The sequence below is a fragment of the Candidatus Rhodobacter oscarellae genome (assembly GCF_001078595.1).
In the GTDB taxonomy this organism is placed as follows: Bacteria; Pseudomonadota; Alphaproteobacteria; order Rhodobacterales; family Rhodobacteraceae; genus Rhodobacter_B; species Rhodobacter_B oscarellae.
In genome coordinates this window covers 516709-531070 of the sequence record NZ_LFTY01000001.1, presented here as the reverse complement: position 1 = coordinate 531070, position 14362 = coordinate 516709, and the positions used below count along the sequence as shown (strand labels likewise).

General features: G+C 65.7%; 16 protein-coding genes. 12 read left to right on the top strand and 4 right to left on the bottom strand.

Translation table 11 applies throughout. The features are described from left to right. Positions 1–43 precede the first annotated feature (43 nt). From AIOL_RS02450 to AIOL_RS02430, 5 genes are read left to right on the top strand one after another with little or no spacing between them, the layout of a single operon-like run. Entirely contained in the window at positions 44–502 is a 459-nt protein-coding gene (locus AIOL_RS02450; protein WP_152912317.1) for a hypothetical protein, read from the top strand. Beyond that, a complete protein-coding gene (locus tag AIOL_RS02445) occupies positions 499–885 on the top strand; it encodes a hypothetical protein (protein WP_049641428.1) in 387 nt (128 codons plus the stop codon). Before AIOL_RS02450 ends, AIOL_RS02445 begins: the two co-directional genes overlap by 4 nt. Further along, a complete protein-coding gene (locus AIOL_RS02440) occupies positions 882–2264 on the top strand; it encodes a DUF6638 family protein (protein WP_049641427.1) in 1383 nt (460 codons plus the stop codon). The genes AIOL_RS02445 and AIOL_RS02440 overlap by 4 nt, the downstream gene beginning before the upstream one ends. Positions 2265–2267: 3 nt before the next feature. After that, positions 2268–2534, top strand: a complete 267-nt coding sequence (locus tag AIOL_RS02435; RefSeq protein WP_049641426.1) for a hypothetical protein — start codon at positions 2268–2270, stop codon at positions 2532–2534. A 10-nt stretch (positions 2535–2544) separates the two neighbouring features. Then, positions 2545–3231, top strand: a complete 687-nt coding sequence (locus tag AIOL_RS02430; protein WP_049641425.1) for a DUF1523 family protein — start codon at positions 2545–2547, stop codon at positions 3229–3231. 68 nt (positions 3232–3299) lie between these two features. Here AIOL_RS02430 and AIOL_RS02425 read toward each other — a convergent pair whose 3' ends face one another. Continuing rightward, positions 3300–4127, bottom strand: a complete 828-nt coding sequence (locus AIOL_RS02425; RefSeq protein ID WP_049641424.1) for an MBL fold metallo-hydrolase — start codon at positions 4125–4127, stop codon at positions 3300–3302. Between the two features lie 109 nt (positions 4128–4236). Here AIOL_RS02425 and AIOL_RS02420 point away from each other — a divergent pair, with 109 nt between their 5' ends. From AIOL_RS02420 to AIOL_RS02405, 4 genes are all read left to right on the top strand, one after another. After that, positions 4237–5115: an NAD(P)-dependent oxidoreductase gene (locus AIOL_RS02420; RefSeq protein ID WP_049641423.1), complete on the top strand. Its 879-nt coding sequence runs from the start codon at positions 4237–4239 to the stop codon at positions 5113–5115. Between the two features lie 545 nt (positions 5116–5660). After that, positions 5661–8063 carry a phenylalanine--tRNA ligase subunit beta gene (pheT, locus tag AIOL_RS02415; protein WP_049641422.1) on the top strand — a complete coding sequence of 801 codons (2403 nt, stop codon included), beginning with the start codon at positions 5661–5663 and terminating at the stop codon, positions 8061–8063. Positions 8064–8122: 59 nt separating this feature from the next. Continuing rightward, the gene (locus AIOL_RS02410) at positions 8123–8572 is read left to right on the top strand and encodes a YtoQ family protein (RefSeq protein ID WP_049641421.1); all 450 of its coding nucleotides are present in this window, start codon (positions 8123–8125) and stop codon (positions 8570–8572) included. Between the two features lie 76 nt (positions 8573–8648). Next, the gene (locus AIOL_RS02405) at positions 8649–10241 is read left to right on the top strand and encodes a GMC family oxidoreductase (protein WP_049641420.1); all 1593 of its coding nucleotides are present in this window, start codon (positions 8649–8651) and stop codon (positions 10239–10241) included. On the opposite strand, the gene AIOL_RS02400 is transcribed toward AIOL_RS02405, so the two are convergent. Then, positions 10238–10939 (bottom strand): glutathione S-transferase family protein, encoded by a 702-nt coding sequence (locus tag AIOL_RS02400; protein ID WP_049641419.1) that lies wholly within the window; start codon positions 10937–10939, stop codon positions 10238–10240. The genes AIOL_RS02405 and AIOL_RS02400 overlap by 4 nt on opposite strands. A gap of 139 nt (positions 10940–11078) precedes the next feature. Here AIOL_RS02400 and mscL point away from each other — a divergent pair, with 139 nt between their 5' ends. Together mscL and AIOL_RS02390 are read left to right on the top strand one after the other, a co-directional pair. After that, positions 11079–11522: a large conductance mechanosensitive channel protein MscL gene (gene mscL / locus AIOL_RS02395; protein WP_049641418.1), complete on the top strand. Its 444-nt coding sequence runs from the start codon at positions 11079–11081 to the stop codon at positions 11520–11522. 114 nt (positions 11523–11636) lie between these two features. Then, a complete protein-coding gene (locus tag AIOL_RS02390) occupies positions 11637–12098 on the top strand; it encodes an SH3 domain-containing protein (protein WP_049641417.1) in 462 nt (153 codons plus the stop codon). A gap of 76 nt (positions 12099–12174) precedes the next feature. Here the strand turns inward: AIOL_RS02390 and AIOL_RS02385 are convergent, their stop codons facing one another. Then, positions 12175–12543, bottom strand: a complete 369-nt coding sequence (locus AIOL_RS02385) for a VOC family protein (protein WP_049641416.1) — start codon at positions 12541–12543, stop codon at positions 12175–12177. A gap of 70 nt (positions 12544–12613) precedes the next feature. After that, positions 12614–13732, bottom strand: coding sequence for an alanine dehydrogenase (ald, locus tag AIOL_RS02380; RefSeq protein ID WP_049641415.1), 1119 nt, complete (start codon positions 13730–13732; stop codon positions 12614–12616). A gap of 135 nt (positions 13733–13867) precedes the next feature. Between ald and AIOL_RS02375 the strand changes: the two genes are divergently transcribed. Next, positions 13868–14329 carry an Lrp/AsnC family transcriptional regulator gene (locus AIOL_RS02375; RefSeq protein WP_049641414.1) on the top strand — a complete coding sequence of 154 codons (462 nt, stop codon included), beginning with the start codon at positions 13868–13870 and terminating at the stop codon, positions 14327–14329. Positions 14330–14362: the final 33 nt, after the last annotated feature.

The window sequence follows — 14362 nt, the reverse complement described above, 5'->3', positions numbered from 1 at the left end:
TTGCGGCGAAGCCGCCATGCGCCCGAGCTGCGCCCGTGGGTGGGTGCGTTGCTTTCCCGCCCTCGGGTCCGGGATTTTCGCTGGGGCCTTCGCGATTTCGGCGTCCGCCCAAGACTACAACGCGCTGGGGCGCGAGGGGTATGCGCTGTGGGACTGCGCCGCGCATGCGGCGTTGCTCGGCGACAAAGAAGTCGAGTTTCGCGGGCTTTTCCAGGCCGGGCATGCCGATCTGTCGGAACTCCTAGAGGACCTGCGCGCGGGCAAGCTGCATTCCTGGAACACCCGGCACGTGCCCGCGCAGATCCGGCGATGGTACGCGCCGGGCCCCTCCACCGAGTTCTCTCTGGGCTATTTATGGGCCAAGCTTGCTGAGGCGACGCATGAGGCCACCTGGCCCGCCACGGGCGCGACCTTCGAGGCCCGCCGCACCGTCCAAATCAAGGCCGCCAAGACCGCCTATGACGGCAAGGGCTGCGACGGGCTCTTGGAGGCGCAGCGATGATCCAGCCAGAGCCCATCGGCTGGTGGAACACCGGGTTCCCGCTGCTGGTCTTGGCGGGGCTGGCTGTGATCCTGCCGCGGGTCTTGGTGCGGCGTGACACCCGCTCGCATCGCGAGGTGGCGGTGGTGATTTGGGCCTCGGCGGGGCTGATCCTGCTGGCCGGGGCCGTGGTCTTTGCGCTGACCTATCAGGCGCGCGGCGTGGGGCTCGGCGCATTCCTCGCGGAGGCACCCGTCGGCACCGCCTGGTTCTTTCTTAGGCTTTCGGGCTACACGAGCGTGGTCTGGGCGCCCATATTGGCCCTAGTGTGGTTCGTGAGGGCGCAAGGCGTGGAAAGGCGAAAGGGGCAGGACTTGGCGAAGCGGGACGGGAAGGGCGCATGAAGCGGCTCATCGAAAAAGGCCTGATGTTCGGCAACCTGATTGAGGTCTCCTCGCCCGCCCTGGTGGATCGCTACCGGCGTGCCTTGAGGCACCTGACCGGCAAGGACACCGCGCTTACGGATTTCCACATCGACATCTCCGGCTACTCGCCCGAGATCGGTATGGAGCTGGACGACCCGCTCTATCTGAATCCCAACGGCGTGAACCGGCAGTTCATCCTGCTGACGACCGAGCAGAAGCGCGCGCCCCTGCTGAACGCGAAGTTCTCGTTCTCGCGCCAGGTGCTGCGGGAGTTCATCGAGCAGAACGAGAGCAAGCTTTTCGCTTTGACCACCCGCGACGCGGTGGCAGGGGAGCTGCAGAACTCGGTGCTTATGGCGAACACGCCCGCGCGGCTGATGGATATCCGCCGCATCGTGACCGAGGCGGACACGACCGGCGGGGACGTGGCGAATGCGCGCGAGCTTACGGCGAAGATCGAGCGCTTTAAGACCGAAGAGGACGCCTGGTGGGACGACGTGCTGATCGCCGAGATGATCGGCCTGGCCAAGGAGACCGGCGACGTCACGCGCAACCCGGTGGACCTGGAGATGACCACCACCGAGGTACCGAATTACTGGACGGCGCATTTCGGCGGGCTTTATGTTTGGCGCGATGTCGAGCATCCGGCGGTGATCGCCTCGGGTGCCGTGCCCGAGATCGGCGGGGTCGAGGCGTTTTCCATGTCCGCGCGCAATCGTGTGGCGGCGTTTTTGGACCTCAACCACCTGGTGGAGCCCATCGTGAAGGCTCGCGGCACCGATGCCAGCGCGATCCTGCGCCAGAAGATGGACTTCATCGTGGTCGATGCCGCGGCCAGCACCGGGCAGTCGCTGCAGGGTGCGACGCGGCGTGACCTGCGGATGATCGCGCGCGGGCTGGGGGCGGATCTACCCGAGGCCTATCTGGGGCTCGCCGACCTGGTGCGCTGGATCGACGGCGGCGGCGACTGGCCCAAGATCGACAGCAAGCACCCGGCCTATTTCTACACCCTGCGCGGCGGGGCGCATATGTATCGCGACCTGGTGAACCAGATGCTGGCCGAGCTGGCGCCGCTGGACGTGCGGCAGCTCTTCATCTGCCACAAGGAGCTGTTCTACGGGCTCTATAAGGGCTGGGAGGACGGCAAGCGCGGGTTTGTGGCGGACTTCCTGGACGAGGAGTACCAGGTGGATAAGGCGGGCACGCGCGCGGCGCTGTTCGGGCCGGAGCCGGGGATGACGCCCCCCGGCCCGCCGCAGGAGGATCCCGAGCCGCAGGCTCGGCCCCCTCGGCGCAGAAACCCGCAGCGGATGGTAGAGCTTGTGGGGCCCTGGGGCGCGGTAAAGCGCGGGAGGTGAAGGATGAACTTCGTAAGGCTTATCGTCTTGGCGGCGCTGATCTGCACGGTCATCTATGTGGCCGTGGCCTGGTACCTGCGCTCGATCACCCGCGAGCGGCTGGAAAAGGAATGGGCGGCGGCCCATCCGGGCCGCGATCCGGTCGAGCGCAGCGCGGATGTCGAAGCGGGCGTCGAGGAATTCAAGCAAAGCCTTGGGTATCGCGCCCTGTGGCTTATCTATGTGGTGCCGGTGGCGCTGATCGCGATCACCTGGTTCACGACGAATTAAAGGAGCGCCCATGCGCCGTCTTCGCATCGCCTTTCGCACGATCATCTTTCTGATCCTGTTTGCGTTTTTTCATTACCTCTTGCCGCAGCATGACGTGGCGCGGGTGACCTCGACCGAGGTGATCCGGGCGGATTTCTCCTGGTATAACCGGATGTTCTACGCGCAGGCCGATAGCGGCGCGGCGGAGCTTTCGAACCGCGATCTGCGGTTGATCAACACGGTGAGGAAGCGCTCGTTCCTGTTGGGGTTCATCCCGCGCGACGCCGAGCGGGTGATGGTCTTCCGCAACGAGGACACAGGCTGGATCTGGCCGCCCTACTTCAAGTTTGACAGCTCGGACCTGCAGGCAGAGGCGGCGGCGGTAGTCTCTACCGCGGCAGAACCGCAATGGGTGGTGATCACGCATTACGGCTGGCGCAATCGCTTCTTTACGGTCTTCCCCAACGCGGTGGGCATCCGCCCCATAGAGGGCCCGAACGTCTATCCGATCCCGTGGTTCAACATCTTCTTCTTCATCTTTCTGGTCTTCGGCTGGGCCCTGGCGCGGGCGATGTGGCGGCAGTTCCGCGAGCGTAAGATCGACCCGGTGCTCGAGGACGTCAGCGACGCCGCGGCGCGGGTGGGCGACGAGGTGGCGGACCGGCGGGGGCGCATCTCTCAGTGGCTCGACACGTGGCGGTCTAAGCCGCGACGGTGAGGCTGGGCGGGCCAAGATCCTTCCAAGGATCTTGCAAGGCTTTTGGAAAAGCCTTGGTCCCGCCAAGCTCAGATGTCGTCGTCAAAACTCACCGGGTAGTCCGGTTCCAGGACGACCACCGTTGGGGTCCGGGGCAGGGTCCTCAGCGAGACCACGTATTCCGAGACGCCGGTCTTCTCGATCGCGAATTCGTCTGACATTTCAACGAGGAACTGGTCCAGCGTGAACCGTCCGAACCAGTGCATCGGGATCACCACCGAGCTCTTCACCCGCTTCATGATCCGCACCATGGCGTCCGTCGGGAGGGTCATGCCGCCATCCACGGCGGCCATCACCACATCCAGCCGCCCGATGGCCGCGAATTGCGCGTCCGTGGGCTCGTGATGCAGATGCCCCAGGTGCCCGATGCAGAGCCCCTCGACCTCGAAGATGAAGATAGAATTGCCGTTGATCTCGGGCGGCCCGCCAAAGCGCCCGCGGATGTCCGTGGGCACGTTGCGGATCAGCATCTCGCCCAGGTCCAGGTGGTGCTCGGCGCCCTGCGGGCCATCGCCCCAGCCCTTTAAAATATGGGGAATATCGGGGTTGGGGAACATCGTCCAATGCGAGTCATGCGCGTGGTTCATGGTGATCACGGTGGGCAGGAAATCCGCCCCCACATAGCCGTTGTAATCGGTGACCGCGCTCAGCCCGCCTTGGGTCTGGATCGCGAACATCGAGTGGTCGATATAGCTGATGCGGACGCTGAACTGCGGCACGGGGTCGGTGAAGGCGGCCTTGTGCAGGTATTGCAGCCCAGGTGCTGCATCCGCGATGGCAATGCAATGGCTGGGGCGGCGGTCCTGCGCCTGCGCGGCGGTCGCGGCCAGAAAAATAAGGACAATCAAACGATACATAGGGCGTCTCCAGGGGCCAGGGGAGTCGTCATAACCAGAGGATAGCGGACCCGCCGGGCTTGCCAAGGGCGGAGCCGCATGGAACACCGATCCGTGAAGGAGAGCGCTTATGAAATTGGCATTCATCGGCATGGGCGAGGCGGGTTCGGCCCTGATCACCGGCTGGGGCGCGGGGCGGTTTGAGACCGCCGCCTACGACCGCAAGACGGATGACCCGGCGACCCGAGAGGAGATGCAGGATCGCTATAAGGCGTTGAAAATAAAGGGCGCGGGGAGCCTCTCGGAGGCTTTGGCCGAGGCCGATCTGGTGATCTCTGTGGTAACGGCGGACCAGGCCAACGCTGTGGCCGAGGCCGCGGCCCCGCATCTCAACCAGGGCGCCTTCTTTTGCGACCTGAACTCCTGCGCCCCCTCGGCCAAGCAGAAATCCGCCCTTGCGGTGGAGGCGGCCGGCGCGCGCTATGTGGACGTGGCCGTCATGGCGCCGGTGCACCCGGCGCTTAACGCCGTGCCCTGCCTGATCTCTGGCCCGCGTGCCGAGGCCGTCAAGCCGCTGCTGGACGCGCTGCCCATGACCACCCGCATCGTCACGGGCGACGTCGGTCGCGCCAGCACCATCAAGATGGTGCGCTCTGTTTTAATCAAGGGATTAGAGGCGCTTACGGCGGAGTTCATGCTGGCGGTGAGCGCCGCTGATGTGGCGGACGAGGTGCTGCCGAGCCTGGAGCTGAACTACCCCGGCTTCGACTGGGACGCCCAGGCGACCTATAATTTCGAGCGCGCCATGGTGCATGGCGTGCGCCGCGCCGCGGAGATGGAGGAAGTCTGCAAGACGCTGCGGGACCTGGGCCTGCCGGACGTGGTGACCCAGGGCACGGTGCAGTGGGAGCGCTGGCTGGCCGCCGTGCCGGTGGCCGCGCCGGAGGACCCCAAGGACACGGATGCGCGCGCGTTGGCGGCAGCGATCCTGCCGCATATTCGGGACTGAGTTAACAGATCGTTACCGCTGGGAGTCTGTATTGGCGGCGAATCAGGTCTTAACGGCTTATTTTGCTGGGAAATCCGGTGTCGGCCTTTTGTCGGCAAAACGTCGGACTTCCGTCGGGCACGGGGTCGGGAAATGTCGTGGTTAACAGTGCGCGCGGTGGGTTTGGTTGGGGCGTTGAAGATCTTCCGCCCCGGACTTGACCGGGGGCCTCCACCTTGAGCCAAGCGCAACGCGGGCAGCGGCCGACCTGGAGGTCGCTTGCGCCACGGTTCTGTTGTGCAGGCGATTTCTGAAAACGCGAGCGTTCCAATGGTTTGCAACGTGGCAAAAGCGGCCTCCTGGGGGAGGTCGGCCGCTGCCCGAGGCAAGCTCGGGCGGTTGCATTGCTTGGGTTCCGTGGCGTCTGGTGTCGGCAAGCGTTCTTAGGGCGAAGCGTTTGAATTCAACATCCGCTCCAGGCCAGAACCATCACCCCACAGCTTAGCCTTCCCATCCGCCACAAGCTGCGCTAGGTCACGCCGCGACACCGCAAGGGTAAAACGCAGATGAAATTCACGCTTTCCTGGTTGAAGGACCACCTCGACACCGACGCCTCGGTGGCCGAGATCGCTGACACGCTGACCGACCTCGGCTTGGAGGTCGAGGAGGTCGTCGACCCCGCCGACGCGCTGGGCGCCTTCACGGTGGGCTTCGTGAAGGAGGCCGAGCAGCACCCGGACGCCGACCGGCTGCGGGTCTGCCAGGTTGAGACCGACGAGGGCGTCAAGCAGATCATCTGCGGCGCGCCGAACGCCCGCGCGGGCATCCGCGTGGTGGTGGCCAAGCCCGGCATGTACATCCCCGGCATCGACACCACCATCCAGGTCGGCAAGATCCGCGGCGTCGAGAGCCACGGCATGATGTGCTCGGAGCGGGAGATGGAGCTCTCTGAGGAGCATGACGGCATCATCGAGCTGCCGGGCGAGCCTGCGGTGGGCACCAAGTTCACCGACTGGCTGGCCGAGCACGACGCCGGCAAGGTGGACCCGATGATCGAGATCGCCATCACGCCGAACCGGCAGGACGCCCTGGGCGTGCGCGGCGTGGCGCGGGATCTGGCGGCGCGGGGGCTTGGGACGCTGAAGCCGCAGGTGATCGCGCCGGTCCCCGGCGCCTTCGCCTCGCCGATTGGGGTGCGCATTGATGCGGCGCTGAAAGATAAAGGCTGCCCACATTTCACCGGCCGTGTGATCCGCGGCGTCAAGAACGGGCCGAGCCCGGCCTGGCTGCAGGCGCGGCTGAAGGCCATCGGGCTGCGGCCGATCTCGGCCCTGGTGGATATCACCAACTTCTTCACCTACGACCAGAACCGCCCGCTGCATGTCTTCGACGCGGATGTGGTCCAGGGCGACCTGGTGATCCGTCCGGTGGACGAGGTGACGGAATATGCCGGGCTGGACGACAAGACCTATGCGGTCGAGCCGGGCATGATGGGCATCTATGACGATGCGGGGCTTGAGAGCCTCGCGGGCATCCTGGGCGGCACCCATTCGGGCTGCACCGAGCAGACGGTGAACGTCTTCCTCGAGAGCGCCTATTGGGACCCGGTGACCATTGCGGGCACCGCGCGCAAGCTGAAGGTGAACTCGGACGCCAAGTACCGGTTCGAGCGCGGCGTGGACCCCGAGCACACCCTGCCGGGGCTGGAGGCCGCGACGCAGATGATCCTGGAGCTCTGCGGCGGGGAGGCCTCGGAGGTGGTGCAGGACGGGGCGCCGCTGGATGTGGCCCGCGCCTATAAGCTGGACACCGACCGCGTGGCCTCGCTGGTGGGGATGGAGATCCCCGCCGAGACGCAGCGCGCCACGCTGGAGGCCCTGGGCTTCACGCTGGAGGGCGACATGGCGCACCCGCCGAGCTGGCGCGGCGACGTCAAAGGCGAGGCCGACCTGGTCGAGGAGGTCGCGCGGATCGCCTCGCTGACCAAGCTGGAGGGCAAGCCCATGGCGCGCACCCAGCCCGGTGTGCCGCGCCCGATCCTGACCCCTGGGCAAAAGCGCGAGGCGATCGCGCGGCGAAGCTGCGCCGCCCTTGGCTATAATGAATGCGTGACCTACTCGTTCATCGACGCGGCCTCAGCCGCGCGCTTCGGCGGCGGGCAGGAGACGACGCGGCTGGAGAACCCGATCAGCTCGGAGATGAGCCATATGCGGCCCTCGCTGCTGCCGGGGCTGCTGCAGGCGGCGGCGCGCAACCAGGCGCGGGGTTTCATGGACCTGGCGCTGTTCGAGGTGGGCGCGGTTTACCATGGCGCCGAGCCCGAGGACCAAGAGGCGCTGATCACCGGGATCCTGGTGGGGCATGGCGGTGCGCGGGACCGCTTCGGCGCGCGCCGCGCGGTGGACATCTTCGACGCCAAGGCGGATGCCGAGGCGGTGCTGGCGGCCCTAGGCGCGCCCGCCAAGCTGATGCATCTGCGCGAGGTGAACGACTGGTGGCACCCGGGGCGCTCGGCCAAGCTGTCGCTTGGGCCCAAGAACGTGCTGGGCGCCTTTGGCGAGCTGCACCCCAAAGTGACCCAGGCCTATGGCCTCAAGGGCAATGTCGTGGCTTTCGCGATCCATCCGGCCAAGATCCCCTTCCCCAAGGCGAAGGGCCCGACGCGGGCTGCGCTGCAGCTGCATGACCTGCAGGCGGTGGAGCGGGACTTTGCCTTCGTGGTGGATGCGGGCGTCGAGGCGGGCGCCTTGGTGAACGCCGCCGCCGGGGCCGACAAGGCGCTGATCGCAGAGGTGCGCGTGTTCGACGAGTTCATCGGCGGCAGCCTGGGCGAGGGCAAAAAGAGCCTCGCCATTGCGGTGCGGCTGCAGCCGTCGGACAAGACCCTGACCGATGAAGAGATCGAGGCGGTGGGCGCCAAGATCGTCGCCAAGGTCGAGAAGGCAACCGGCGGGAGCTTGCGGGGGTAGCCTCTCGCAGCGAAGACGCCCGCCAGGGCGGATGAGCGGCCCCCGACAAGGAGAACAAAATGACGTTGAACGTTTATCTTTCCGGCGAGATCCACACCGATTGGCGCGCGCAGATCATCGAGGGCGCCGCGGGGCTCGACGTGAGCTTTAACAGCCCCGTCACGGACCACGCGGCCAGCGACGATTGCGGCGTCGCGATCCTGGGCGCGGAGCCCAACAAGTACTGGCACGACCACAAGGGCGCGATGGTCAACGCGATCCGCACCCGCAAGGGGATCGAGGATGCCGACGTGGTGGTGGTGCGCTTTGGCGAGAAGTACCGGCAGTGGAACGCGGCCTTCGATGCGGGCTATGCCGCCGCGCTGGGCAAATCCATCATCGTGATCAATCTGCCCGAGCATCAGCACGCGCTCAAGGAGGTCCACGCCGCCGCGCTGGCGGTCTGTGACAGGCCCGGGCAGGTGGCCGAGATCCTGCGCTACGCCTTGACGGGCGCGCTGCCGGGATAGCGCCGTCGACGACAGGTTACGGTTGCATCATAGCGGCCAGCCCGTCTAGCCTTTCGGCAATGGGCGGGAGGGTTCCATGGAATTTGACTATGTGATCGTTGGCGGCGGCTCCGCAGGCTGCGTGATGGCCGCGCGGCTGAGCGAGGACCCCAAGGTCAGCGTGTGCCTTGTCGAGGCAGGCGGCGCGGGGCGCGGCATCCTGGTGCGGGCGCCGGGGCTGGTCGCGGGGATGATCTCTGGCCGGCCCAAGATCAACAACTGGGCGTTCCAGACCGAGCCGCAGCCGGGCCTGAACGGGCGGCGCGGGTTCCAGCCGCGCGGCAAGGCGCTGGGCGGCTCCAGCGCGATCAATGCGATGCTCTACATACGCGGCCACCGGGGCGACTATGACGAATGGGCGGATCTGGGCTGCGAGGGCTGGGACTGGGAGAGCGTGCTGCCCTACTTCCAACGCGCCGAGGGCAACCAGCGCGGCGGCGACGCGCTGCACGGCGCTGCGGGCCCCCTGGCGGTGGCGGATCAGTCCGAGCCGCGCCCGATCTCGCGCGCCTTCGTTGAGGCGGGCGAAGCGATGCAGATCCCCCAAAACGCCGATTTCAACGGGCCCGAGCAGGAGGGCATAGGCCTCTACCAAGTCACGCAGTTCCATGCCGGCGCGCGCAAGGGCGAGCGATGCTCGTCGGCGATGGCCTATCTGCCCGATGAGGTGCAGGCGCGCGCGAACCTGACGATCCTCACCAAGACGCGCACGGAACGGGTGCTGACCGATGGCGGTCGCGCAACGGGGATCCTCGCCGGTGGCAAGAAGATCACGGCCCGGCGCGAGGTGATCCTATCGGCGGGCGCTTTCGGGTCGCCTCAGTTGCTGATGCTGTCGGGCATCGGGCCGCGCGACGAGCTTGCCGCCCATGGGATCCAGGTGGTGCATGAGCTGCCGGGGGTGGGCCAGAACCTGCAGGATCACCTGGACTACATCATCAGCTACCACTCGAAGCGCGATGACGTGGTCGGGCTTGGGCCGAAAGGCCTTGCGGCACTTGGGGCCGCCGCGCTGCGGTGGAGACGGGATGGGACGGGCCTCTTCGCTACGCCATATGCCGAGGGCGGAGCGTTCCTGAAATCCGCGCCCGGGGTGGAGCGCCCGGACCTGCAGCTGCATTTCGTGGTGGCGATTGTCGATGACCACATGCGCAAGATCCACTTCCGATACGGCTATTCCTGCCATGTCTGCGTGCTGCGGCCGCATTCCAGGGGCTTCGTTGGGCTTCACTCAACCAACCCCAAGGCGGCGCCGCGCATTGACCCCAGTTTCCTGTCCGACGCGCGCGACCTAGAGCTGCTGAAGACCGGCGCGCGCAAGATGCAGGACATCCTGGACGCGCCGCAGTTTGATCCCTGGCGGGGTAAGAAGCTTTATGATCACGACGGCTCGGACGCCGCTTTAGAGGCCGATATCCGCGCCCGCTCCGACACGATCTATCACCCCGTGGGCACCTGCAAGATGGGCACCGATGAGATGGCCGTGTGCGACCCGCAGGGGCGCGTGCGCGGGATGGAGGGGCTGCGCGTCGTGGACGCCAGCCTGATGCCGCGGCTGATCGGGGGGAACACCAACGCCCCCACGATCATGATGGCCGAGAAGATCTCGGACGGGATGCGCGCGGGCTAGCCCTCGCGCGGGGGCGTCACCAGGCCGGTCTGCACGGCGGGGCGCGCAAGGAAGCGGTCAAGATAGGCCACAACGTTTTTGTTGTCGGCAATGCCCAGCATCTCTTTCACGCCGTAATAGTCCAGCGCCCGCAGCCAGGGCGCAATCGCCATATCCGCGATGGAATAGCCGCCGGCGATCCAGTCCTGCCCCTCTAGCGCGCTATCGAGCACGGCCAAGAGGCGCTTGCCCTCGGTGATGTAGCGCTCGCGCGGGCGGGGGTCCTCGATCTCGGAGCCTGCGAATTTGGAGAAGTACCCGAGCTGGCCGAACATCGGCCCCAGGCCGCCCATCTGCCACATCAGCCATTGGGTGATCCGCGCCCGCTCGGTGGCGTTGGCGCCGCCGAACTGGCCGGTCTTGTCGGCCAGGTAGAGCAGGATTGCGCCGCTTTCCCAGATCCCGACCGGCACGCCGTCCGGCCCGTTCGGGTCGATCAAGGCGGGGATCTTATTGTTGGGGTTCAGCGAGAGGAACTCAGGGCTTCTGACGTCCACATCCGAGAGCGTCACGCGGTGCGCCTCGTATTCCAGCCCGGTCTCCTCGAGCATGGTCGAGACCTTCACGCCGTTGGGCGTCGGGAAGGAGTAAAGCTGGATCGCATTGGGGTTGCTGGCGGGCCACCGCTTGGTGATGGGAAAATCGGACAGATCGGCCATTACGTGCCTCCTTTGGGAATTCCGACGTTACGTAAACATTTGACGTGCGTCAAAAAGTCTTTGAGATGCGCGCAAATGTGGTATGGGCTGCGCACTGGCGCACAATGATTAGGTGCCATGTCTTTAGGGGTGACTAAATATGATGCAAGAGTTCCGATATTTCATCGCCAAGGGAAATGTCATGGACATGGCGGTCGGGATCATCATCGGTGCGGCCTTTACGGCCATCGTCAAGTCCATGGTGGACGACCTGATCAACCCGATCATCGGGCTGTTCATGGGCGGCGTGGACTTCACAAACTGGTTCATCGTGATCTCGGGCGAGGTCGCGGCCGGCACGAGCCTGGCCGCCGCGCGCGAGGCCGGGGCCTCGGTCTTCGCCATCGGCGCCTTCCTGATGGCGATCATCAATTTCCTGATCATCGCCTTCGTGGTGTTCATGCTGGTGCGCTACGTCAACAAGGTGAAAGACGCCACCGCCAAGAAGGAAGAAGAGGCGCCCGCCGAGGAAGCGCCCGCCGGGCCCACCGAGCTGGAGCTTCTGGCAGAGATCAGGGACGCACTGGCCAAACAAGTTTCGTAACGATTTGCCTAATGTACCTGTTCAGGGGCCCGCCGTTCTACGGCGGGCCTTTTTTGTTTTGCCCCGAGTCATGCTAAACTCGCCGCGAATAGTTTATCCGTTGGGGGGCTACATATGGTTCGCTTCATCTCTTTCCTGGTCATTGCGCTTGTTATGGCGGTCTCCGCGCGGGCGGAGCTTTTATATGTGAACTCGCCCAATGATGGGTTCTTGAACCTGCGCACCGGGCCCGGGGGCGGGTTCAACGTGATCATGCGCATGGGGCATGGCACCTCGGTGAACACGCTGGAGATCGCCGGGAATTGGGCGCGGGTGGAGCATCAGAGCGGCGCGGTGGGCTGGGCGCATCGCAAATACATGGTGCGACCGGTTGCGACGCCCGCCAGGCTCTTTGTTTACTCGCCGGGGGATGGGTTTTTGAACCTGCGCACCGGGCCGGGCTCTGGCTTTACCATCATAACCCGGATGTATCATGGATCATGGGTGGAAGTCCTCGAGCGGCGCGGGAATTGGGTGCGCGTGTTCCATGAGTACGGCGACGAGGGCTGGGCCTATATTAAGTACTTACGCCAATAGGGTGGCGGGGTGCGGGCACCCTGATGGGCCGGATAAGTGAGACTGCGTTCGGAGATGTTCATGAGATCAGCAGCCTTCACTCATTGGCAGGTTGCCAGATCTCAATCGGATTGCCCTCCGGGTCCTCGAGCTGGGCAAAACGGCCATTGGGGTAATCCTCGGCATCCATCGTGACCTCGATGCCCGCGTCCCTCAGCTCGCGGACCGCCTCGTCGAGGTCGGCCACGCGCAGGTTGAGCATCCATTGCTGTGATTTGCGGCCCAGGTCCTCCGCATCCGGACCATATGTGGCGAAGACCGTGGGGCCCGCCTCCTGTTGCCAGACCGGCGTCTCATAATCCAGGGGTACCTTGTTGATACCAAAGTGCAATTCATACCATTCCGAAAGGGCTTTTGGGTCAGAAGAACGGATAAAGAAGCCACCAATTCCCAGTGCTTTCGGCATAACAATAACTTCCTCAACAGGACCCCATCATAGCGCAGAACGCACAAACCGACAATCTGTGGAGCGGCGCTTACGCCTTAAGCGCGAGGCTTGGCGAGAGCACATCCAGGCCCAGCGCCTTGCCGACGGCGAAATAGGTCAGCTGGCCGGCATGCACGTTCAGCCCGTTCAGAAGATGCGGGTCGTCCTCGCAGGCGCGCCGCCAGCCCTTATCCGCCAGCGCCAGCATGAAGGGCATCGTGGCGTTCGAGAGCGCGATGGTGGAGGTCCGCGCCACCGCGCCCGGCATGTTCGCCACGCAGTAATGCATCACCCCGTCGACCTCGTAGATCGGGTCCTGATGGGTGGTCGCGCGGGAGGTCTCGAAGCAGCCGCCCTGGTCGATGGCCACGTCGACGATCGCCGCACCGGGCTTCATGTCCGCAAGCTGCGCGCGGCTGACCAGCTTGGGCGCCGCGGCGCCCGGGATCAGCACCGCCCCGATCACCATATCCGCCGCCTCGACCAGTTCGGCGGTGTTGCCGGCGGAGGCATAGGCCGTGCGGAAGTCCCTGGCGAACACATCGTCGAGATAGCGCAGCCGGGGCAGCGCGCGGTCCAGCACGGTGACCTCAGCGCCCATCCCCGCGGCCACCCGCGCCGCATGGGTTCCCACCACGCCGCCGCCGATCACCACCACGCGGGCCGGGCCTACGCCGGGCACCCCGCCCAGCAGCACACCGCGCCCGCCATTGGCCTTTTGCAGGGTCCAGGCGCCCATCTGCGGCGCAAGCTTGCCCGCGACCTCGGACATCGGCGCCAGCAGGGGCAGCCCGCCCGCGGCGTCGGTCACGGTCTCGTAGGCGATGGCGGTGCAGCCCGAGGCCAGCAGGTCCTTTGTCTGCTCCGGGTCCGGGGCCAGGTGCAGATAGGTGAAGAGCAGCTGCCCCTCGCGCAGCATCCGGCGCTCGCCGGGCTGCGGTTCCTTGACCTTCACGATCATTTCGGCCTCGGCAAAGATCTCCGCTGGCGTGTCGCGCAGGGCGGCCCCCGCGGCGGCGTAGTCGGCATCGCTAAAGCCCGCGCCCTGGCCCGCCCCGGCCTCGACGATCACCCGGTGGCCATGCGCCACCGCGTCCCGCGCGGCGTTGGGGGTGAGCCCCACGCGGAACTCCTGCGGTTTGATCTCCTTAGGGCAACCGATGATCATGGCGAAAACTCCTCTAAATCCCGCCCAATCATCGGGCATAGTGGTAAGAATTGCGTTGCAAAGACCGCTGCGGTCGGGGCAGATTTGTCGAAGGGTTAGCTGTGGATCGCCGAATGGGCCGGAGAATCTTGCACGATGGTTGAAATTGACGACACGGATCGGCGGATACTGAAGGCGCTGCAGAAGTCGGGGCGCATCTCAAACGCCGATCTCAGCGAGCGGGTGAACCTGTCGCCCTCGGCGTGCCACCGGCGGGTGCAGCGGCTGGAGGCGGAGGGGATCATCGCCAGATATGTGGCGCTGCTGGACCCGCGCAAGCTGGACCGGCCCTCGACGGTCTTTGTGGAGATCACCCTGAGCGGGCAGTCCGAGGAGATACTCGACGCGTTCGAGCGCGAGGTGGCGCGCATACCGGACCTGCAGGAGTGCCACCTGATGGCGGGCACGGCGGATTACCTGCTGAAGCTCTCGGCGCGCGATACCGACGATTTCGCCCGCATCCACCGGCGGTACCTGGCGCGCCTGCCGGGCGTGGCGCAGATGCATTCCTCGTTCTCGCTGCGCACTGTCTGGCAGACCACGGCGCTGCCGGTTTGAGCCGGGCGCTGTGGATCCCGCCTTTTTTGGGGC

What these genes read in the sequence shown, in the direction of transcription:
- AIOL_RS02400 (WP_049641419.1), bottom strand. Translation starts at nt 10,939, where the DNA reads ATGGCCGATCTGTCCGATTTTCCCATCACCAAGCGGTGGCCCGCCAGC.
- AIOL_RS02375 (WP_049641414.1), top strand. Translation starts at nt 13,868, where the DNA reads ATGGTTGAAATTGACGACACGGATCGGCGGATACTGAAGGCGCTGCAG.
- pheT (WP_049641422.1), top strand. Translation starts at nt 5,661, where the DNA reads ATGAAATTCACGCTTTCCTGGTTGAAGGACCACCTCGACACCGACGCC.
- AIOL_RS02445 (WP_049641428.1), top strand. Translation starts at nt 499, where the DNA reads ATGATCCAGCCAGAGCCCATCGGCTGGTGGAACACCGGGTTCCCGCTG.
- ald (WP_049641415.1), bottom strand. Translation starts at nt 13,732, where the DNA reads ATGATCATCGGTTGCCCTAAGGAGATCAAACCGCAGGAGTTCCGCGTG.
- AIOL_RS02425 (WP_049641424.1), bottom strand. Translation starts at nt 4,127, where the DNA reads ATGTATCGTTTGATTGTCCTTATTTTTCTGGCCGCGACCGCCGCGCAG.
- AIOL_RS02405 (WP_049641420.1), top strand. Translation starts at nt 8,649, where the DNA reads ATGGAATTTGACTATGTGATCGTTGGCGGCGGCTCCGCAGGCTGCGTG.
- AIOL_RS02410 (WP_049641421.1), top strand. Translation starts at nt 8,123, where the DNA reads ATGACGTTGAACGTTTATCTTTCCGGCGAGATCCACACCGATTGGCGC.
- AIOL_RS02420 (WP_049641423.1), top strand. Translation starts at nt 4,237, where the DNA reads ATGAAATTGGCATTCATCGGCATGGGCGAGGCGGGTTCGGCCCTGATC.
- AIOL_RS02390 (WP_049641417.1), top strand. Translation starts at nt 11,637, where the DNA reads ATGGTTCGCTTCATCTCTTTCCTGGTCATTGCGCTTGTTATGGCGGTC.
- AIOL_RS02385 (WP_049641416.1), bottom strand. Translation starts at nt 12,543, where the DNA reads ATGCCGAAAGCACTGGGAATTGGTGGCTTCTTTATCCGTTCTTCTGAC.
- AIOL_RS02440 (WP_049641427.1), top strand. Translation starts at nt 882, where the DNA reads ATGAAGCGGCTCATCGAAAAAGGCCTGATGTTCGGCAACCTGATTGAG.
- mscL (WP_049641418.1), top strand. Translation starts at nt 11,079, where the DNA reads ATGATGCAAGAGTTCCGATATTTCATCGCCAAGGGAAATGTCATGGAC.
- AIOL_RS02435 (WP_049641426.1), top strand. Translation starts at nt 2,268, where the DNA reads ATGAACTTCGTAAGGCTTATCGTCTTGGCGGCGCTGATCTGCACGGTC.
- AIOL_RS02430 (WP_049641425.1), top strand. Translation starts at nt 2,545, where the DNA reads ATGCGCCGTCTTCGCATCGCCTTTCGCACGATCATCTTTCTGATCCTG.